This window comes from Nocardia sp. NPDC051900 (assembly GCF_044452545.1).
Taxonomy (GTDB): domain Bacteria; phylum Actinomycetota; class Actinomycetes; order Mycobacteriales; family Mycobacteriaceae; genus Nocardia; species Nocardia sichangensis.
This window is the reverse complement of the sequence record NZ_JBITBU010000003.1, coordinates 461,250-480,649: the sequence shown is the minus strand read 5'-3', so window position 1 is coordinate 480,649 and position 19,400 is coordinate 461,250. Positions and strand designations below refer to the sequence as shown.

Genomic DNA, 19,400 nt, shown 5'->3' with positions numbered 1-19,400 from the left:
CGTGTGCGGGTGTGATTCCGCTCATCGAAGCGGTGCGGACCTCGGGATGGGCGCGTGCGGCGTCGAGGCTCGTGGCGCCTGCGACCGGTCCGCCGCCTCGGAGCGCGGTCGAAGGCGTCAGTTGCCGAGGGGCGGGTGGGATCCCGAGGCAGCGGCGCGCGTGCTGTCGTCGGGATGCTTGTAAAGGCGCACGCCTGGTGGTTATCTCCACGCGGTGCTCCTGGGGACTCGGGGTCGAACGTGGTTGACAGCGCCGGGGCGCTTCTGCCACCCTCGGGTCAGGTCATGAGTGCCAGCGCGAAGCCCCGGCTTGCTGGCCGGCAACCCTCCTCCGCGGTGGGGTGCTCCGGGTGACGACCCGGCCGCCGCCCGACCGGGCGCGGCAAGCGCGGACTCGACGAATCATGCGATTGCGGGTCCCTGAGCCGACGGGATTCACGTGATGACTACCACTGTCGACAACACCTGTGCCGCTCTCGCCCGGGTCTCCGGCGACGAATTGCTCGTTCCGCTGGTGCAAGGCGGAACGGCCACCTACGCCAACTTCGACTACGCGGCGAGCGCACCGGCGTTGACGCAGGTCACCGACCGGGTGCAGCAGTTGCTGCCGTACTACGCGAGCGTGCATCGCGGCGCGGGCTACGCCTCCCGGATCTCCACCGAGTGCTACGAGGCCGCCCGCGGATCGGTCTCCCGGTTCCTCGACGCCGCCGACGATCAAGTGGTGGTGTTCACCCGCAACACCACCGACTCGCTGAACCTGCTCGCGTCCTGCGTGCCCGGCGACACCGTGGTGCTCGACATCGAGCACCACGCCAACTTCCTGCCCTGGACCAGGCAGGGCAGACGGGTCGTGCAGGCCGCCGACACGGTGGAGGAGACCATCGGCAGGCTGGTGGCCGAACTGTGTAGCAGGCCCGCCGCACTGCTCGCGGTGACCGGTGCGTCGAATGTGACCGGCGAGGTGCTTCCGCTGGAGCGACTGGCCACCGTCGCGCACCAGTGCGGCGCCCGAATCCTGGTGGACGCGGCCCAGCTGGCTCCGCATCGTCGAATCAGCCTGCGCGCCAGCGGAATCGACTATCTGGCGTTCTCCGGCCACAAGCTGTACGCGCCGTTCGGCTCGGGTGTGCTGGTGGGCAGACGGGATTGGCTCGACACGGCGCGGCCCTACCTCGCGGGCGGGGGCGCGGTGCGTGAGGTGAGTACCGACGCGGCCGAGTGGGCGCCCGCTCCGCAGCGGCACGAAGCCGGGTCGCCGAACGTGCTCGGCGCCGCCGCGCTGGCCGCCGCCTGCGACGCGCTCAGCGCCATCGACGCCGAAACCCTTGCCGCGCACGAACATAGGCTCGCCGACCGTCTCCGCGACGGCTTGGCCGAGATTCCTGGCGTTCGGCTGTTGCGCATTTGGACCGACAGCCCCGACTCCGTCGGCATCGTCGCGTTCACGCTGGACGATTTCGCCCCCGGCCAGGTCGCCGCCTATCTTTCCGCCGAACACGGTATCGGTGTCCGCGACGGACGCTTCTGCGCCCACCCGCTGCTCACCCGCCTCGGCTTGGACGGCGCACTGCGCGCGAGCATCGGCCTCGGCACCACCTCCGCCGACGTGGACCGCCTGATCGATGCGATCGCCACCCTCGTGACGACGGGCCCCACCTGGGACTACGCCGCCGAGAACGGCGTATGGAACCCGACCCCGGAAACGCGCCCCTTCACCTCCACCGCCCCCACCGGCGCGGCTCCCTGCCTGGTGGGCTGAAACCACACCGCACCTGATCCGCGCGGTCACGGCGGATACTATCGCCGTATCCGGCAACCCGACCTCGAGGCGGACTCATGAGCACCCTGCCCGTGTGGGCCACCGATCCGGGCGCCCTTCTCATCACAGAGGAGGGCTACACCGCGCTCCCGGAGGACATCCAGCGGCAGATCGAGGTGGTGGACGGCCACGTGATCGTCTGCCGCAGCGGAACTTTCGAGCACAACAATGTGGCCAGGCGACTAGCGAACGCGTTGGAGCAGGCCGCCCCCGAGGAGCCGTGCACCGGTGTGGTGACCGACTTCGAGATGCATTACGTGCGGAGTCGTCCGGCGAGCCCCGGGTTCTCTTTTCGCCGCCCGGACGTCGCCTTACATCGCTGTATCGACGGGGACCGGAAATTGGCGACGGCGGATGTGCTGCTGGTGGTCGAGGTGGTCTTGCCCGGGTCCGAATACACCGACACCGTGGACAAGTGCGCGGAGTACGCGAACGAGGGAATCCCGATCTATCTGATCGTGCATTTGGCCGCTGATCGCAAGGTCAAGATCATCCAGGAATATCGCCTCGACTGGGCCAGCCGAAGCTATCGATTGGCGGAGACGCACCAGGAAGTGCTTCGTCTGACCGACCCGTTCCCGGTCAACGTCGATTTCGCCGTGCTGGACGGGGCCTGAGACGCCCGGCGAGCACAGCCCATCGATGCGTGAAATGGTGCCGAGTCTTCCTGTGGTGAATCAGCTGGCCCGTGTGCTCGACCCGGAGCCGACGGTGCAAGTACGCAAAGAGGGAGCGGAACTTCGGGATCAGTCGCCGAGGGCGGTCGGCCGGTAGTAGCGCCCGTTGTAGTACAGCAGCGGCGCGGCGGACGGCTTCTCGTCGGTGTTGTCATGTACCCGGGTGACCAACCCGACTACGAAGGTGTGGTCGCCGATGGGGATCAGTTGGTGCACGGTGGCGCGCAGCCAGATCGGGGTGCCGTGCAGGACCGGTTCGCCGGTGTCGAGGGCGGTCCACAGCGATCGGTCGGTGAAACGCTCCTCCGCGGTTCGGGAGAACCGGTGGGCCAGGTGCTGCTGGTGTTCGCCGAGGAAATGGATGACGACGGACTCGGCGTCCAGCATGCCGGACAGGCTGGAGGAGGTGTGCGCGATGTTGAACGACACCAGCGGCGGGTCCAGCGACAGCGAGGCGAAGGAAGTCGCGGTGAAGCCGACCGGCCCCTGCGGAGAACGCAGCGTGACGACGGTGACGCCGGCCGGATAGTGGCGCATCGACGCGCGATATTGCTCCGCGGTGATGCCGCTCAGATCGTCCGGAACCTGTAGTTCCGTCTCGGGCCGCGGTGCTTCGGTCACAACACGAAACTACGCGGGTCTCACGGCCCGCGGCGGTGGCACATGTCGAACGCGACCCCGGTCGTCGCTGGACCGGGCGGACATCGAGTATCGAAGTTTCGCGGCCTCCGGCGCGATCTCGCGACGCCGGCGCCAGTTAGTCGACGTCGATCGGCAAGCCCGCGGTGATCCGCAGCAATTCCGGGAACGACGTGCGGAAAATGGTGTTCGGATGCCCGCCCGCCGCCCATACCTCCCGATGGTGCGCCAGCGCGTTGTCGACCCAAGTGGGCAGGTTGGTCGGGTGGCCGACCGGCGCGACGCCGCCGATGGGCTGACCGGTCACCTGGCGCACCATGTCGGCGGGGGCGCGGGTCAGCGTCCCTTCCAGACGCGCGCCGGTCTTCACCAGGTCGACCTGGTGCGCCCCCGAGACCAGCAGCAACACCGGGTCGTCGTCGAGCAGGAACACCAGTGACTTCGTGATCGCGCCCACGTCGACGCCGAGCGCCCGCGCGGCGTCGTCGGCGGTGTGGGTGGGCTCCGGCTGGGCCACGATGAGACCGTGATGGCCCCGGGAGATGAGGGTGTCCGCGACCCGGCAGGCGACCGGTGGCAATGACGACCTGCGCATCCCACCAGGGTAGAGCGATTGCGGTCGGGACGCCGGGGAAGTCACGCGGTCGGCTCAGTATTCCGGATAGCCCTCGGCCGGGCCGAGCATCCCGGCGATCCGCCCACGGGTTATCCGCGCGAGTTCGGTCACGTCTCGCGCCGAGACCGGTTCGTGCGCAATCCCTTCGAAGGCGCGGTCGACGTCCCGCTGGGACAGCGCGAGCAGTTCGACATCGGCCTTGCTCAGCAGCGCGTCCCGATCGGAATAGGGGCGAGCGTCGGCCAGTGTCGCGGCCCACGTGACGTTGCAGCAGCACTCGTACAGCGCGTGCACCGCGCGGCCGCGTGGCATTTCGTTGAAGCGGTCGAGACCGATCCCGCGATGCATCAGCATGACGTCCTCCGAAGCCGGTGAATGAGGTTTGCTGACTTGCTCATGATCCGCTGTTCTGTCCACCGCGGACCAGTACACCATTGCGAATTTGCGCAGGGTTTACACGCGGCGGGGTTTTCTTTCCGAGTCGCGCATTACCGGGTCGGGACACGGGCTCCGATTTGTCTCGATACGCTGTACAAATGACAGATTGGCAGGCTTTCACCGTCGAAACGAAGGATCACGTCGCGCAGGTGACGTTGATCGGCCCCGGCAAGGGCAACGCGATGGGTCCCGACTTCTGGCGCGAGCTGCCGGAAGTGTTCCAGGCGCTGGACGCCGATCCGGAGGTGCGCGCGATCGTGCTGACCGGCTCCGGCAAACACTTCTCCTACGGTCTGGACCTGCCCGCGATGAGCGGCACGTTCGGCCCGTTGCTGGCCGATCGCGCGCTGGCCGCCCCTCGCACCGACTTCCTCGTCGACGTGCGCAAGATGCAGGCCGCGATCACGGCCGTGGCGGACTGCCACAAGCCGGTGATCGCGGCGGTGTCCGGCTGGTGCATCGGAGGCGGGCTGGATCTCATCGCGGCGGCCGACATCCGCTACGCCAGCGCGGAGGCGAAGTTCAGTCTGCGCGAGGCGAAGGTCGCGATCGTCGCCGACGTCGGCTCGCTGCAACGGCTGCCCGGCATCATCGGTGAGGGACACCTGCGCGAACTCGCCTACACCGCCAAGGACATCGACGCCGCGCGCGCGGAGAAGATCGGCCTGGTCAACGACGTCTTCCCCGACCAAGAGGCGGTGCTGGACGCGGCGCACGCCACCGCGCGGGAGATCGCAGCGAACCCGCCGCTGGTGGTGCAGGGCGTCAAGGACGTGCTGGAGCAGCGGCGCAAGGACGAGATCGCCGCGGGCCTGCGCTACGTCTCCGCGTGGAACGCCGCGTTCCTGCCGTCGGAGGACCTCGCCGAGGCGGTCAAGGCCGTCTTCGAGAAGCGCGCGCCCGAATTCCGCGGCCACTGACACCGGCGGCGCGCTCGCATCCGGGCGAGTGCGCCGCCACCGACCCCAAGGGTGGGTATCGAGGGTGGGCAAGGTGATTCGCCTCAGGGTTGCGTTGCCCTCACCCTAGGGGTGGCTGTGCGAGATGCCGATCGCCCATATCGTTTGAGGTGTCAAAAATTTCATCTCGCATTCAGGAGCAAGAGCGATGCGTATCAAGTCCTTCTTCGCCGCTGGTCTGCTGGCCACCGCTGCCGTCGCCGGGGTGTCGACGGCCGCTTCGGCCTCCGCCGCACCGGTTTACCAGGAGGTCGCCTACGGCGGCACCTACGTCGGCACCTACGCCACGCTGAGCGCGTGCCGGGCCGACGGCGAGTCGCCGAGCACCGGCGGCTACTACTGGGAGTGCATCGAGACCTGGGACGGCTACGACCTGTACATCTACTACTGAGCCACCTGTCACAGAGAAGGGGCATCCGGATTCCGGGTGTCCCTTTTCGCCTTTCGTGACCCCGACCGCGAAGCGGGGAGTCCGGTATCTGCCGGACTCCCCGCTTTCGTTGTGCCCGAAGGGCTTCAGTGCCCGCCCTGGTCCTTCAACCGCTGGATGGACGCCTGCACCTCGGCCTCGGCCTCGGCCCGCCCGACCCACTCCGAGCCCTTGACGAACTTGCCGGGCTCGAGATCCTTGTAGCGCTCGAAGAAGTGCTTGATCGCGGCCAGCTCGAACTCCGGGACATCCTTCAGATCCTGGATGTGGTCCCAGCGCGGGTCGCCCGCGGGCACGCACAGGATCTTGTCGTCGCCGCCCGCCTCGTCGGTCATCTTGTACATGGCGACCGGCCTGGCCTCCACGATCACGCCGGGGAACACCGAATCGGGCAGCAGGACCAGCGCGTCCAGCGGGTCGCCGTCCTCGCCGAGGGTGTTCTCGATGTAGCCGTAGTCGGCGGGATAGACCATGGACGTGTACAGGAACCGGTCGAGCCGGACCCGGCCGGTCTCGTGATCGACCTCGTACTTGTTCCGGGAACCCTTGGGGATCTCGATCGTGACGTCGAACTCCACGCCATCTCCTTCGTGCATCGGTGCCGAGTTCTGCCACTCGGCTGCTATTCGGCGACTGCCGACTCGGCCGCTGCGGAGTGCGCCGACTCGCCAGGTTGTTCAGGGGAACGGTTGCGCAACGAGGATAGTGTGGTCGTCGGGGACATGGGTGCGGCAGGCGGCTGCTGCGGGAATCGGTCAGGAGAGCGGCGGCGACGTGTTTGGTGGCAACGAGAACATCGGTGGGCTGGCCGCCCGGCGGCGCCGCAACAGATGGCTGTTGATCTCGACCGTGCTTGTCGTGCTGGCCGTGGCCGCCGCGGTGGCACTGCTCGCGGTGCGGCCGTGGACCGAGGAGTTCCGGCACGGTGGCCTGACCATCGCCGCCCCGCCCGCGCCGACCGAGCCGTCCGGGCAGGTCGCCCCGGCCCGGCCCACCGGTTCCGCGCCGAGTTCCGCCGGGATCGCCGCCGCGCTGGCCCCGGTGATCGCCAATCCGGACCTCGGCGCGTTCGCGGGCCAGGTGACCGACGCCGACAGCGGCACGGTGCTGTGGAGCGGTGACGCGAACCGGCCGATGATCCCGTCGTCCACCGCCAAGATCCTCACCACCGCCGCCGCTCTGCTCACGCTGCCCGCCGAGCAACGGGTGACCACGAAGGTGGTCGCCGGTGCCGCGCCGAACGAACTGGTGCTGGTCGGCGGCGGCGATCCGACGCTCACCGCGCAGCCGGACGGCAAGGGGTACTACCCGAACGGACCGCGTCTGTCCGACCTGGTCACCCAGATCAAGTCCGCGGGCCGCGCGGTGGACACGATCGTCGTCGACCTCTCCGCCTACACCGGCCCGACCATGGCGCAGGGCTGGGACCCGGTCGACATCCCCGAGGGTTCCATCGCCCCGATCGAGCCGGTGATGATCGACGGCGGCCGGTTGCAACCGCTCGTCGAGTACTCGCCGCGCACCGCGACGCCCGCTCTGGACGCGGGACGGCGGCTGGCCACCGAACTGGGGCTCGACCCGGCGCGGGTCCGGGCGGGCGCCGCACCCGCGGGCGCGGCCGAGGTCGCCTCGGTGCGTTCGGCGCCGCTGCGCGACCGGCTGCGCGACATGATGGTCTACTCCGACAACGTGCTCGCCGAGGCGATCGGCCGGGAGATCGCGACCGCCACCGGCGGCGAGGCCTCCTTCACCGGCGGGGTCACCGCAGTGCGCACGGCGCTGAGCAAGGCCGGTTTCGATCTGTCCGGCCTGGATATGCACGACAGCAGCGGGCTTTCGGTAGACGACCGGATTCCCGCGCGCTTGCTCGACCGGGTCGTGGCGACCGCGGCCCAGCCCACCGGCGCCGCGGCGGTGCGACCGGCAGGCGCCAAGGCCCAGCCCGAGAACGGCCGGGTCGTGGCGACCTTGACGCCGATGCTCGACAACCTGCCGGTCGCCGGCGCCACGGGCTCGCTGACCAGCCGCTACGTCACCCGGGATCGTCAGGCGGCGGGCTGGGTGCGAGCCAAGACCGGAACTCTGTCGGTCTCCAGCGCGTTGGTCGGATATGTGCTGGACGCCGATGGGCGGGTGCTGACCTTCGCACTGATGTCGAACGATCGACCACCGGAGGTGAGCAGGCCCGCGTTGGACGCGATCGCAGGCACGCTGCGAAACTGTGGATGCTCGTGACGGGTGGTTGATCATGACCCAGCAAGGTTCCGAGACAGCCGATTTCGGCTCCGCCGGTGCGGTCGAGCGGCGAAAACTCCGCTCGGGCCTGTCCGGCGTGGTCGACTGGCGTTTGGCCGCGCGGACCGGCTCCGTTCTGGTGCCCGCGGGTCCGCGCACGTCGCGCTATTCGGCCGAGCAGGTGGTCGCCGAGCTCGCCGATGCCTCCGTGCGGGCCGAGGCGCCGGTGCGCGAGGTCAGCGGGTTGCTGGACGACCGGCCGGTCCCGGCGGCCAGAATCGTCGACCGGCCGGGGTGGATCACGGCCGCCGCCGACTCGATGGCCCAGCTCACCGGGGCGGATGAGGCACAGGGCGACCGCAAGCTCTTCGCGGGCAAACCCGCCGGGGTGCAGGCGGGCGCCATGCTCGCCTTCCTGTCCACCGCGATCCTCGGTCAATACGACCCGTTCACGGGGCCGGACGGCACTCTGTTGCTTGTCGCGCCGAACATCGTCGCGGTGGAGCGGGCGCTCGGGGTGTCGGCGAGCGATTTCCGGCTGTGGGTGTGCCTGCACGAGGTGACCCACCGGGTGCAGTTCTCCTCCGCGCCCTGGCTCGGCGAATACATGCGCGCGAACGTCGAGGTGCTCGGTGAGGCAGGTGACGAGCCGGTGAGCGACATGCTGTCCCGGCTGGTCGACGAGGTGCGCGACCGCCGTCGCGGAACCGCACCCGACGATCCGGCCGCGCGCGGTGTGGTCGGGCTGCTGCGTGCCACCCAGGCGCCGCCGCAGCGTGCGGCGCTGGACCGGCTGCTCATGCTCGGCACCCTGTTGGAGGGGCACGCCGATCACGTCATGGACGCGGTCGGTCCCGCGGTCGTCCCGTCGGTCGAGCAGATCCGCACCGCGTTCGACCAGCGCCGCAGGCGTCCGACCAACCCGGTGCAGCGACTCCTGCGCGCGCTGCTCGGCGTGGACGCGAAGGTCGCCCAGTACGTGCGTGGCAAGAAATTCGTCGATGAGGTGGTCGCCACCGTCGGGATGACGCGGTTCAACACGGTGTGGACCGAAGCCGACACGCTGCCGCGCACCGACGAGATCGAGCAGCCGCAGCGCTGGATCGAACGAGTACTCGACTGAACGAGGGTTTCCGGCTCGGCGGCGACTCGCCGTGCGCGGTCGGCCGGTAGGCTGCGCCCATGGGGCGTGCGCCAGGAACGACACCCGGGCGCTTCGGGCCGGAGAGCGGGACATCCGGATCCGGGCGGCCGTCCGCCGCCCGGCGATTGCCCGAGACCGCCGCTGTGCTGGCCGTCCGTAGAGCGGTCCGGGATTGGCTGAGCAGGTTCGGGCCGCGTGAGACCGAGGAGCAGGCGGTCGCGGTGGCGCTGTCCGGCGGCGCGGATTCGCTGGCCCTCACCGCAGCGGCAGTGGTCGAGACGAGCGCGGTCGACGCCTTGGTGGTGGATCATCGCCTGCAACCCGGTTCCGGCGCCGTCGCCGCCGAGGCCGCGGCACACGCGCTCGCCCTCGGCTGCCGGTCCGCGCGCGTGCTCGCGGTCCGAGTCGGCACCGAGGGCGGTGTGGAAGCCGCCGCGCGCCGGGCGCGCTATGCCGCGCTGGACTCCGCGCGCCACGGTCTTCCGGTGCTGCTCGGGCACACCCTCGACGACCAGGCCGAAACGGTGCTGCTCGGGCTCGCACGCGGCTCCGGTGGCCGCTCGATCCAAGGGATGTCCGCGTACGCCGAGCCGTGGGGGCGGCCGTTGCTCGGCTTGCGCCGGGAGACCACCCGGCGCGTTTGCGCCGATCTGGGCGTGACGCCGCACGACGACCCGCACAACGCGGCGCCGGAGTTCACCAGGGTCCGGCTACGCACCGAGGCGTTGCCGCTGTTGGAGCAGATCCTCGGCGGCGGGGTGGCCCCGGCGCTGGCGCGTACGGCCGAACAACTGCGGGAGGACGGGGCGGTTCTCGACGCGCTCGCCGCCGAGCTGCGGCACACCGCCGGTGATGGGCGGGCGCTGGTGATCGAGACCCTCGCCACTGCACCCGCGGCTCTGCGGAAACGGGCGATTCGGGCATGGCTGCTCGAGCATGGTGCGAAAGCCCTGACCACCAAGCATTTACAGGCAGTCGACGAACTGGTTACGGCTTGGCGCGGGCAGGGCGGCGTCGCGGTCGGCGGCGGCAGGCCGGGTAGCAGGTTGGTCGCGGGGCGCGAACATGGCAGGCTGACACTGCGGCTGGGTGAGGTTGGCATCGGACCGATGACGCAGACCGAACCGGCCGAACGGGCTCACCACCACGGAAGGAATCCAGCTGACGTGTACGGGGATGACATCGCGTCGGTGCTGATCACCGCGGAACAGATCGCCGCCAAGACCCAGGAGCTGGCCGAACTCATCGCCAAGCGGTATCCACCCGACGCTCCGGAGGGCGATCTGCTGTTGGTGGGCGTGCTCAAGGGCGCGATCTTCTTCATGACCGACCTGGCCAAGGCCCTGCCGATCCCGACCCAGATGGAGTTCATGGCCGTCTCGTCCTACGGGTCGTCGACCTCGTCCTCGGGTGTGGTGCGCATCATGAAGGACTTGGACAAGGACATCGCGGGCCGCAACGTCCTGATCGTCGAGGACATCATCGACTCCGGGCTCACGCTGTCGTGGCTCAAGCGCAACCTGTCCACCCGTAACCCGGCTTCGCTCGAGGTGGTCACCTTGCTACGCAAGCCCGACGCGCTACGCACGCCGGTGGAGGTCGCGCACGTCGGCTTCGACATCCCGAACGAATTCGTCGTCGGCTACGGCCTCGACTACGCGGAGCGCTACCGCGACCTGCCCTACATCGGCACCCTCAACCCCAAGGTCTACGGCGGCTGAGACCTCATCCGGGCAGGATGCCGAAAATCGTTGCCGGCGAACCGGAACCGCCGCGATAGAGCGGTCCGCCCACCAGCACCCACGCCCCGGTTGCGGGCAGCGCCGCCAGGTTCGCCAAGCATTCCAAGCTGATCCGGTGCTCGCCGTAGAGCAGCTTCGACACCGCGTACGTCTCGTCGGTGCCCACGTCGGGGCCGAACGTGTCGATGCCCAGCGCGCCGCGGCGACCGAGCCTGCCGCCGCGCAGCAGCCATTCCACCGTCTGCACCGCGAAACCGGGTTGCCGACCGGCTGATTCGCCCGTGCCGACGAACTCCGGCGTGCCCCACTTGGCGTCCCACCCGGTCCAGGCGACGATCGCGGCGCTGTCCGGGATCCGGCCGTGCTCGGCCTCCCACCGCTTCAGATCGTCGACCGTGATCGCGTAGTCGCGATCGTTCGCGCAGCGCTGCCGGAGATCGATCTTCACCGCGGGCAGCAGCAGATCGTCGAGGTCGAGTTCGTCGGCGGCCAGTCCGTCCGCACGGAAATGAATCGGCGCACCCCAATGGGTTCCGGTGTGTTCGCCCTGCTGGATATAGCGCAGGAGGTAGCCGTCGTTCGCGATCGTGGCCACGATGTCGGTGCGGAATTCCGGATCCTCCGGGTACAGCGGTGTGGTGACCGGATCGTGGACGTGCGACAGGTTCACCAGCCGTCCCAGCGGGCGGGGTGTGGTCATCGCGTCCGCTGGGGAATCGCCCTGGCCAGAGCGAGCAGATCCGCTTCCAGGAGCCGGAACAGTCGATAGGTCAGCACGAATGCCAGGATGCCACCCACGCTCAGCACACGCACCGGAACGATCACCAGCTCCAGGTCGTCGGCCTCGACGAAGGTCGCGCTCGCCACGCCGAGCAGCGGAACCGATGCCGCCACACCGAGGTAGAAGCTGCCGCGCCTGGCCAGCGCGCGGAGCTGGCGTTCGTCGTCGGGACCGATACCGCCGCGCACCAGCAACTGTGGATAGATCGCGCGCACCGAGTAGACCATGATCGGAAAGAACGGATAGGCGAGCGCGATCGCCGCGCACACGATCTGCGCGGCGAAGAAGTGCAAAAAGGTGCCGCGCGGCAGGTCGACACCGGAGAAAGCCAGCCCGAGCGGCCAGACGATGCCCGCGACCAGCCAGAAGCCGAAGGGTATCCACACCGCCCAGTCACCCATCAGCAAGGTGTCGCGGCGTGCTTTCGCGAGCGTGCGCGCGGAGTAGCCGTCGCCACGGCCGAGGCGGTAGGAGATGGCGAGCGGCCGCCGGGTCATGAACAACAGCAGCAGCGCGGCGACCGGGAACGCGATGAGGTTGTTGATCAATCCGACCGCCGTGAACTTCTCCTGGTCCGCGGTCGACATCCGGTCGATGATCAGGGTCTGGTTCAGCTGGATGTTGTAGAAGCTGGCCAGCACGTTCGGCACGCCGACGCACAGCGCCGCGACCGGAAGCAGCCACCCGCGGGCGCGATGGGCGAGACTGCCGGGCGGGGGATCGACCAGGTCGCGCGCGCGGGTGTCCAGGCAGAGGTCGAGTTGTCCCGCGAGTTCGGCGCCGCCGCGCCAGCGCCGCTGCGGGTCTTCGTGCAGACAGTCCAGCAGTACGCGACGCAGCGTGGCCGGCGTGTCTTCCGGCAGGCGCGCGAGCGCCGCGGCCGAGACGCCGCCGCGGCGCTCCGCGAGCATCCGCGTGTACGTCTCGGTGCCGGGGCCGCCCTGCTCCGGTGGCGGATCGTCGAAGGGGGTTGCGCCCGTGAGCATTTCCCAGAGCAGCACACCGAGGGAGTAGACGTCGCTGGCGTCGCCGGGGGCTGGCGCGTCGGGGTCGAGGTAGCGGCTCAGCTGCTCCGGAGAGCGGTAGACCAGTGCGTCGGTCCCGCCGGGGCCGTGCGACGCGGTGCGCCCAGGTACCTCACCGAGGGCGAAATCGGCCAGCTTGGGAATGCCCTCCGCGGTGAACAGCACGTTCGCCGGTTTGATGTCGTGGTGCAGCACGCCATGGTGTGCGGCGTAATCCAGCGCGTCGGCCAGCCGCCTGCCCACCCACGCCACGGTCTCCGGCCAGTTCAGCCGCGCGATCTCGGCGCGCACGCTCGAATCCGACGGCCGGATCTCGCCCTTGGCCTCCATGGCGGTGTCCACCGCGCGCAGCAGCAGGGCGCCGCCGTCGGTCACGGGGCCGCGACGGCGTTGCTCGAGCAGGTCGACCGCCGTGCCGCCGGGGAGGTATTGCATGTAGACCAGACGCGGGAGGGCGGTCGTCCTGGAATCCGGTGCGAGGGGCGGTCGCGGGGGCGCGGATGCGATGTCGTCCGGAGGGACCGCGATGGTCGCGTCCGGATCGCTCGATCGCTCGGTCACCGCGTCCGGATGAGCCGGAACCGCGGCGGCGTCACGAGGTTCGGCCGATCGTCCGGAATCGGGAATCAGAGCACTGCGTGGGCGGACCGCAGCGGTCGTATCGGGCGCGCTGACCACGGTCTCGTCATCGATACCTTCTGGCGCGGTGGCTGTCGCATCACCCGTGACGGTCGGGGCGCGCCTCTCGGCGCCGTGCGTGCGCGGGCCGGGGACCGTTTCGTCGTCGCTAGGGTGGCTCGTCGTTCGGGTTGTCGGCGCCACGATGGTGTCGTCGTCGCCGGGGCGGCTCGTCCGGCTGGACGGGACGGCCGCGGCGTCGAGGTCGCGGCGCGGCGCGGCGATGGCGGCGTTCGCCGCGGTGTGGCGGCCGTTCGCGGGAGGACCCGCGATGGTCAGGGCCTGCGCGGCGTCGGCGCTGAGTACTCGCTGGTCGAAGACCCGCACGATGTGGGCGTGGTCGAGCTGGGCCATCGTGTGCGCCGCGCCCGCCCGGCCCGCCGAGAACCGGACGGCGACCAGCCGTTGCATGGAACGCTGCCTGGCCAGGAAGACCCGGCCGAGCAGTCCCGCGCCCAGGTCGGTGAGCAGGTCGAAGTCATCGATCCGCAGGCCCGGCGCGAGATCGGCGAGCGCGGCGACGGCTTCGCTCGAGTCGGCGTCCGGGTGGGCGTCGTCGGCGGCGAGATCGGCGAGGTGCTCGCGGACCGCGCCGGCGAGGTCCGGGTATTCGGCGAGGAAGTCCTCCAGCGGCAGCGGTCCGCGTCCGCGACGCGCCAGAAATTCCTCGCACAACAGATCGACCAACTCGGGGCTGGTCTCCACATCGGGGAATTCCTCGCGATAGTCGGCGATCCGTTTGCCGATCCCTTCGCGCTCCCAGCGTCGCCGCAGATCCACCCGGATCAGATCGACGAGTACCCCCAAGCGAACTTGCGTGCCGTCGGGTACGTAGTCGCGGATCTGCGGCGGCAAGCGATCACCATGGAGACTGCGCTGCCAGTCGGCGGAGAAACGGGCGACGGCATCGGTGCGGGGCAAACTCACCTGTCGGTCTCCACGACGGTCGCGTGAGCGGTCGATCGGGCGGATCGGCCCTCGTCGGCCCCCGATTCGGCGGATTCCGGATCGACCACCCGCTCCAGCGCCCGTAGGTCCGCTTCCAGCGCACGGAACAGCAGATAGGTGCCCACGAACGCGATTATGCCGCCCACACAGAGCAACCGAACCGCGACGATGACCGAGGGGATGTCGGACGGGGGCAGGAAGGTCACTCCGGTGACCGCGAGCAGCGGCACCGAGGCGGCCACCGCGAGGTAACCGTTGCAGCGCCGGTCCAGGCCGCGCAGCCAGACCGCGTCCTCAGGGCTGATGTCCCCGTGCCGGAGGAACAGGGGATAGACGCACCGCACCAGGTAGAACGTCAGCAGGAAGAAGGGATAGGCGAGCGCGATCGCGCCGCACACCACCAACGAGGAGAAGAAGTGCACCACGGCCTGTGCCGATATATCTCCCGTCGACACCTGTAGCGCGATCGGGAAGATCAGTCCCGCCAGCACCCACAGCGAGAAGGCCACGGCCACGGCCCGATCGCCCATCAGCAACGCGTCGCGTCTGGCGCGCCGCAGGGTTCCCGGATCGTATCTTCGTCCTTTGCGTAGACCGCGCGTCACCGTCAGCACGTATCTCGCCATATACAGCACGAGCGCGATGCCGGTCGGGAAGAAGATCGCGTTCACCACGCCGGTGATGATGAGGAAGGTCTGCTGGGCCTCCTCGGTCATCCGGCTGATGATCAGGTGCTGGTTGTGCTGGATGTTGTACAGCGAGGCGAGCACATTCGGCAGCGCCATCGCCACCAGCGCCACCGGAACGATGTAGGGGCGCAGCCGCAGCCGCCAGCTGTTCGGCGCGGGGTCGACCAATTCTCGCGCGCGTTCGTCCAGGCACATCTCCAGCTGCCTGGCCAGGATCGCGCCGCTGGACCACCGGTCGGCCCGCTCGGGGGCCAGGCAGGTCAGAAGGATGCGCCGCAACGCGGCGGGACAGTCGGCCGGAACCCGCTGCAGCGCGGCCTCGTCCACGCCGCTGCTGCGCCGCTCCAGCATGGCCTCCAGCGTGGTGTCGTCGCCTTGGTCGCCCGCCCCCGCCGTGCGGTCGTCGAACGGCTTCGCACCGGTGAGCAGCTCCCACAGCACCACGCCGAGCGAATAGATGTCGGCGCGGGTATCCAGGTCGGCGGCACTGCGGCCGAAACTGGGGTGGCAGGCCTCCAGTTGTTCCGGTGACATGTAGGCCAGTGATCCGCCGAAGTAGGCCACCGGGCTGGTGCCCTCCACGTTGCGGCTGAAGCTGATATTGAAGTCGGCGAGTTTCGGCACGCCCTCGGCGGTGAGCAGGACATTGGCCGGTTTGACGTCGCGGTGCAACACGCCGTGCGAGGAGGCGTAGTCCAGCGCCTCGGCCAGCCTGCGGCCCAGCCACGCCACCGTCTCCGGCCAGCTCAGCGCCGCGATCTCGGCGCGAACGCTGGAGTCGGTCGGCCGGATCTCGCCCTTCTCCTCCATCGCCGCGTCCACGGCGTCCAGCAGAAGCCTGCCGCTGCGCTCCTCGGGTGGGGTCGCGCGCACCCAGCGCAGCACGCCGAGCAGCGTGCCTCCGGGCAGGAACTGCATGTAGAGGAGCCGCAGCCGGCGCGCGGCGCCCTCGGCGTCGTCCAGCAGCCGCTGGTCGAAGACCCGCACGATGTAGTCGTGGTCGAGCTGGGCCAGCGTCTGCGGCTCGGTGCCGTGATCGCTGGAGATCTTCACCGCGACCAGCCGTTGCAGCGAGCGCTGCCGCGCGAGGAAGACCCGGGCGAACGCACCGCTGCCCAGACCGGTCAGCAGATCGAAGTCGTCGATCCGCTGACCGATCTCGATCCGGTCGAGCGGGTCGGAGCGGCCCGGCCCGGTCCCGATCGTCGTGGGCACGGCGGTGGCCGTACCCGTCAGATCGGCGGCGGTCGTTCTGGTCACCTCGGAATCACGAGCAGACCCCGCGGTTCGGTTCAATACGGTGTCGGCGAGAACGGAGTCGCTGTGCGCGACCGCGGTCAAGACGGAATCCTCCGGCGTCGCGCGACGGGTGCTCTGGTCGATTTCGTCGGCGTTCAGCAACTCGCGCAGTTGCTCCGCCTGCCGCGGATATTCGCGCAGGCATTCGCGCGGATCGACCCGCTCGCCGCTCTGGCGGCGGATGACGAACTCCTCGTACACCAAGCCGGCCGGAATATCGTCGGAAGCGAGTTCGGGGAATTCGGCGCAGTAATCGGTCAGGCGCATGCGCGCGGCCGGTTCCGGCGCGGTGCCCGCGCCTTTACCGCGGCGAAGCAGCCAGCGATGGCGCAGGTCGACGCGGATCAGCTCCAGCAATGCCTCACGACGCAAGGTACTGGCGTCCGGTAGATATTCGGCGATCGCCGGTGGGCGCCGGGTGGATTCCCACTCCGCTGTGAACGCGGCCACCGCGTCGGATTCGGCACGCGACAGGTCGCCACTCCTCGGCCGGGTGGAAATACCCGTGTCGGGGTCGGACCTTCTCTCAGAGTTCGCACTCATGCTCGGACCTAGTGGCTCGGCGGACGCCGCGGAATCCGCACCGGTTGTCGTCCGATGTGCCGAAAATTTTCGCCACACCCGACACCATCATCCCCCGTGCCGTATTCGAAATGATAACTTGCGGCTCGACAGTGGATCACCCGATTTCGACAACGACGCGACGGGGGATGACCAGCACATGTCCGACGAGGCCGCAATCATGGCGGACGGCTCGATCTCAGCGGGAAACGCCGCTCCGCACACCGCCGTTCCGAACGCGAAGACCAGCGAGCCGATGCCCGCCCGACTGCTGGGAGCCGTCGCAGACGCGCGGCCCGACGGAGCTCCGGAAGCCGAGACCGCACTCGAACGCGGCCCGGCCGCCACGATCGCGGCGTGCGTGCGAGACGGCCTGCTGCACCCCGGGCAAGTGGCCGCGGATGCCGGGACGCGGATCGCGGCGGCGGACCGGAAACGACATGCCTTCAGCGTCCTGCGTGCCGAACAGGCGACGGCCGATTCGGTCGGCCTGATGGAACGCGACGACCTCGATGTGCTGCCCTTGGCCGGTGTACCGGTCGTGGTCGAGCACGGTGTTCCCCTCGCGGGCGAGCCGATGCCGTGGGGGCCGGTGGCCGCCGCGGATCACCCCGTGGTGGCCAGGCTGCGCGCCGCGGGAGCGGTGGTCATGGGCCTCGTCGCGGCTCCCGAGCCGAGTCGGTGGGTGACCAGCGCGGGCACCGAGCGTGTCATCCGCAATCCGTGGAACCCCACGCGCTACGCGGGTAGCGCGGCCGGAGCCGCGATCGCGGCCGGACTGGTTCCGGTGGCGCACGGCTGCGACGGCCTCGGGGAGGTGCGGGTCGCGGCCGCGTGCTGTGGGATCTTCGGGATCAAGCCGGGGCAGTACACGGTCCCCGCTGCGGGCCCGTGGTCGAGCCTGGTCGAGCACGGTGTCCTCGCGACAAGCGTGGACGACGCCGCGCTGGCGTTGTCGGTCCTGGCGGCGCGACCGGACCTAGCCGAGGTGGATCCACCCGGCCGACTACGTATCGGGCTGGCGGTGGATCCACCTTCTCGCCTGTTGCGCGTCGACCGCCGCTGGACCGCCGCGGCGCGCAGGGCGGCCTCGGTGGCCGCGGCGGCAGGCCATTCAGTGGAACCGACCGCGCTACCGTACGGAAACGCCCTGCTCGCGGCCTCGCTACGCTGGCTGGCCCTCGGCGCCCGTGAGGCCCCCGCGCTACTCCAACCCGGCCGACTATCGCGGAGAGCCCGGCACCGCCTGGCTCTGGGCCGGACGGTGCATCGGTTGAGGCTCGCGCGTCCCGCCCAGATCGACGGGGTGGAGGCGCGACTACTGGAGTTCTTCGAGCGTTACGACGTGGTGATCACTCCCACGCTCGCCGCCCCGCCGCCGACGGCGCGGGCCTGGCACTTCCGCAATCGTCCGGCCACTCTGCTCGCCGGCGCGCGGTTCGCACCCTTCACTCCGCTGTGGAATCTGGTCGGCTGGCCCGCCGCCTCCGTTCCCATGGGCATGCACTCCTGGTCGGGTACGCCGGTGGCCGCTCAGCTGGCGGGACCACCCGGTAGCGAATCCACCCTGCTACGGCTGGCCGCCCAATTGGAGACGCGCCGTCCGTGGCAGCGCACCGCCCCCGAGACCCCGCCGGGCCGGTTCAGACGCTGACCGGCGACTGCTGCGCCGCGAACCCGCCATCGACGGCCCGTCCGGCGAACTCCAGGATGGTCGGCCGGTTGTCGTCGGCCCGCCAGGCCACGGCGAGCTCGCACGGCGCCAACCCCGACACGGGACGCGCGGTCAGCCCGGGCCAGCGGTACATCGGCACGTTGTTCTCGGCGAGCAGGCACACGCCGAGGCCGAGGCTCACGGCTTCCAGTTTGTCCTCCGCGGTCGCGGCTTCGGCGCCGATCTTCGGCGGACGGCCGCCGCGTCCGTCGTTGCCGAGCCAGAAATCGCGCACCGCACCGGCTTCGGTGGGCAGTGCGACGAACGGTTCGTCGAGCAGATCGGCGAATTCGATGGTCTCCGAGATCGCCAGCGGGTGGTTTTCCGGAAGCAGCACCCAGCGCGGTTCGGTGCGCAGCACCTGCCACCGGTAGCGGCTCTGGTCCGGCAACGGCAGCCAGACCAGGGCGAGATCGGCCTGCCGGCCCGCCAGGCCGCTGGAGGGATCGGTCCAGGAAGCCGCGTGCAGTGCGAGACGATGTCCGCTCGCGCTCTCCAGATCGCTGAGCAGACCGCGCCCGAGTGTGGATTGGATGCCGACGCGCAACACCTCGCCCGCCTCCTGCAGCGAGACGTTGGTGACCTCCCACAACTCCAGGATCTTGCGTGCGCCTTCGAGCAGTTCCTTGCCCGCGACGGTCAGCGCGACACTGCGCTGGTTGCGGTCGAACAGGACCACGTCGAGCTGACGTTCCAGCTGCCGGATCTGACGCGACAGGGTGGGTTGAGCGATGTGCAGCCGCTGGGCGGCGTTGGTGAAATGCAGTTCCTCAGCGACGGCGACGAAATACCGCAGGTCGCGCAAATGCGGGTCCATAGCCCCTTGCTATCAGAATCGGTCCGGAATTTCCAGCCTTATCAGGCCGAAAAGTTCGGATACGGGCGCCGAAACAGTCGGCAGGTTTGTTAGGGACAGCATATTGCCTGCGATGGTGCTGCGCACCAGGCGGATAGCGAATTTTCGGCATGCCGTGGCCGTTTACCGTCGGGTTCTTCGATTTGG

The 19,400-nt window shown here is 69.5% G+C and carries 16 protein-coding genes, 1 pseudogene and 1 riboswitch; of the genes and pseudogenes, 9 read left to right on the top strand and 8 right to left on the bottom strand.

Going from position 1 to position 19,400, the window contains the following annotated elements; translation table 11 throughout:
• Positions 1-281 precede the first annotated feature (281 nt).
• Positions 282-395, top strand: a riboswitch (SAM riboswitch).
• 47 nt (positions 396-442) lie between these two features.
• Both ACIA5H_RS07040 and ACIA5H_RS07035 read left to right on the top strand, forming a co-directional pair.
• Positions 443-1,762: an aminotransferase class V-fold PLP-dependent enzyme gene (locus tag ACIA5H_RS07040; protein WP_397074458.1), complete on the top strand. Its 1,320-nt coding sequence runs from the start codon at positions 443-445 to the stop codon at positions 1,760-1,762.
• A gap of 77 nt (positions 1,763-1,839) precedes the next feature.
• Positions 1,840-2,439 carry a Uma2 family endonuclease gene (locus tag ACIA5H_RS07035; RefSeq protein ID WP_397074456.1) on the top strand — a complete coding sequence of 200 codons (600 nt, stop codon included), beginning with the start codon at positions 1,840-1,842 and terminating at the stop codon, positions 2,437-2,439.
• Positions 2,440-2,568: 129 nt separating this feature from the next.
• Here ACIA5H_RS07035 and ACIA5H_RS07030 read toward each other — a convergent pair whose 3' ends face one another.
• The 3 genes from ACIA5H_RS07030 to ACIA5H_RS07020 form a co-directional block, all read right to left on the bottom strand.
• A complete protein-coding gene (locus ACIA5H_RS07030; protein WP_355079191.1) occupies positions 2,569-3,120 on the bottom strand; it encodes a flavin reductase family protein in 552 nt (183 codons plus the stop codon).
• 136 nt (positions 3,121-3,256) lie between these two features.
• Positions 3,257-3,733: a YbaK/EbsC family protein gene (locus ACIA5H_RS07025; protein WP_379250216.1), complete on the bottom strand. Its 477-nt coding sequence runs from the start codon at positions 3,731-3,733 to the stop codon at positions 3,257-3,259.
• Positions 3,734-3,787: 54 nt separating this feature from the next.
• Positions 3,788-4,108, bottom strand: a complete 321-nt coding sequence (locus tag ACIA5H_RS07020; protein ID WP_355079187.1) for a 2-oxo-4-hydroxy-4-carboxy-5-ureidoimidazoline decarboxylase — start codon at positions 4,106-4,108, stop codon at positions 3,788-3,790.
• A 182-nt stretch (positions 4,109-4,290) separates the two neighbouring features.
• Between ACIA5H_RS07020 and ACIA5H_RS07015 the strand changes: the two genes are divergently transcribed.
• Together ACIA5H_RS07015 and ACIA5H_RS07010 are read left to right on the top strand one after the other, a co-directional pair.
• Entirely contained in the window at positions 4,291-5,112 is an 822-nt protein-coding gene (locus ACIA5H_RS07015) for a crotonase/enoyl-CoA hydratase family protein (protein WP_397074453.1), read from the top strand.
• Positions 5,113-5,299: 187 nt separating this feature from the next.
• Positions 5,300-5,542 carry a hypothetical protein gene (locus tag ACIA5H_RS07010; protein WP_067794586.1) on the top strand — a complete coding sequence of 81 codons (243 nt, stop codon included), beginning with the start codon at positions 5,300-5,302 and terminating at the stop codon, positions 5,540-5,542.
• Positions 5,543-5,667: 125 nt separating this feature from the next.
• Here the strand turns inward: ACIA5H_RS07010 and ACIA5H_RS07005 are convergent, their stop codons facing one another.
• Positions 5,668-6,159, bottom strand: coding sequence for an inorganic diphosphatase (locus ACIA5H_RS07005; RefSeq protein WP_355079184.1), 492 nt, complete (start codon positions 6,157-6,159; stop codon positions 5,668-5,670).
• A gap of 217 nt (positions 6,160-6,376) precedes the next feature.
• Here ACIA5H_RS07005 and ACIA5H_RS07000 point away from each other — a divergent pair, with 217 nt between their 5' ends.
• The 4 genes and pseudogenes from ACIA5H_RS07000 to hpt all read left to right on the top strand — a co-directional run bounded on the left by ACIA5H_RS07000 (position 6,377) and on the right by hpt (position 10,681).
• Entirely contained in the window at positions 6,377-7,816 is a 1,440-nt protein-coding gene (locus ACIA5H_RS07000) for a D-alanyl-D-alanine carboxypeptidase/D-alanyl-D-alanine-endopeptidase (protein WP_397074520.1), read from the top strand.
• Positions 7,817-7,829: 13 nt separating this feature from the next.
• Positions 7,830-8,939 (top strand): zinc-dependent metalloprotease, encoded by a 1,110-nt coding sequence (locus ACIA5H_RS06995; RefSeq protein ID WP_379250223.1) that lies wholly within the window; start codon positions 7,830-7,832, stop codon positions 8,937-8,939.
• 146 nt (positions 8,940-9,085) lie between these two features.
• Positions 9,086-10,045, top strand: a pseudogene (gene tilS, locus ACIA5H_RS06990) (tRNA lysidine(34) synthetase TilS); the annotation flags it as partial.
• 24 nt (positions 10,046-10,069) lie between these two features.
• Positions 10,070-10,681, top strand: coding sequence for a hypoxanthine phosphoribosyltransferase (gene hpt / locus ACIA5H_RS06985; protein ID WP_397074518.1), 612 nt, complete (start codon positions 10,070-10,072; stop codon positions 10,679-10,681).
• A gap of 4 nt (positions 10,682-10,685) precedes the next feature.
• Here the strand turns inward: hpt and ACIA5H_RS06980 are convergent, their stop codons facing one another.
• Genes ACIA5H_RS06980 through ACIA5H_RS06970 form a run of 3 tightly spaced genes read right to left on the bottom strand, consistent with a single transcriptional unit; the run spans position 10,686 to position 16,665 of the window.
• Positions 10,686-11,402 carry a cyclase family protein gene (locus tag ACIA5H_RS06980; protein WP_355079177.1) on the bottom strand — a complete coding sequence of 239 codons (717 nt, stop codon included), beginning with the start codon at positions 11,400-11,402 and terminating at the stop codon, positions 10,686-10,688.
• Positions 11,399-14,113, bottom strand: a complete 2,715-nt coding sequence (locus ACIA5H_RS06975) for a protein kinase (protein WP_397074450.1) — start codon at positions 14,111-14,113, stop codon at positions 11,399-11,401. Before ACIA5H_RS06975 ends, ACIA5H_RS06980 begins: the two co-directional genes overlap by 4 nt.
• Positions 14,110-16,665, bottom strand: coding sequence for a serine/threonine-protein kinase (locus ACIA5H_RS06970; RefSeq protein ID WP_379250231.1), 2,556 nt, complete (start codon positions 16,663-16,665; stop codon positions 14,110-14,112). The genes ACIA5H_RS06975 and ACIA5H_RS06970 overlap by 4 nt, the downstream gene beginning before the upstream one ends.
• A 178-nt stretch (positions 16,666-16,843) precedes the next feature.
• Here ACIA5H_RS06970 and ACIA5H_RS06965 point away from each other — a divergent pair, with 178 nt between their 5' ends.
• A complete protein-coding gene (locus ACIA5H_RS06965; protein ID WP_397074447.1) occupies positions 16,844-18,337 on the top strand; it encodes an amidase in 1,494 nt (497 codons plus the stop codon).
• Here ACIA5H_RS06965 and ACIA5H_RS06960 read toward each other — a convergent pair.
• Positions 18,327-19,214: a LysR family transcriptional regulator gene (locus ACIA5H_RS06960; protein WP_355079169.1), complete on the bottom strand. Its 888-nt coding sequence runs from the start codon at positions 19,212-19,214 to the stop codon at positions 18,327-18,329. The genes ACIA5H_RS06965 and ACIA5H_RS06960 overlap by 11 nt on opposite strands.
• Positions 19,215-19,400 lie beyond the last annotated feature (186 nt).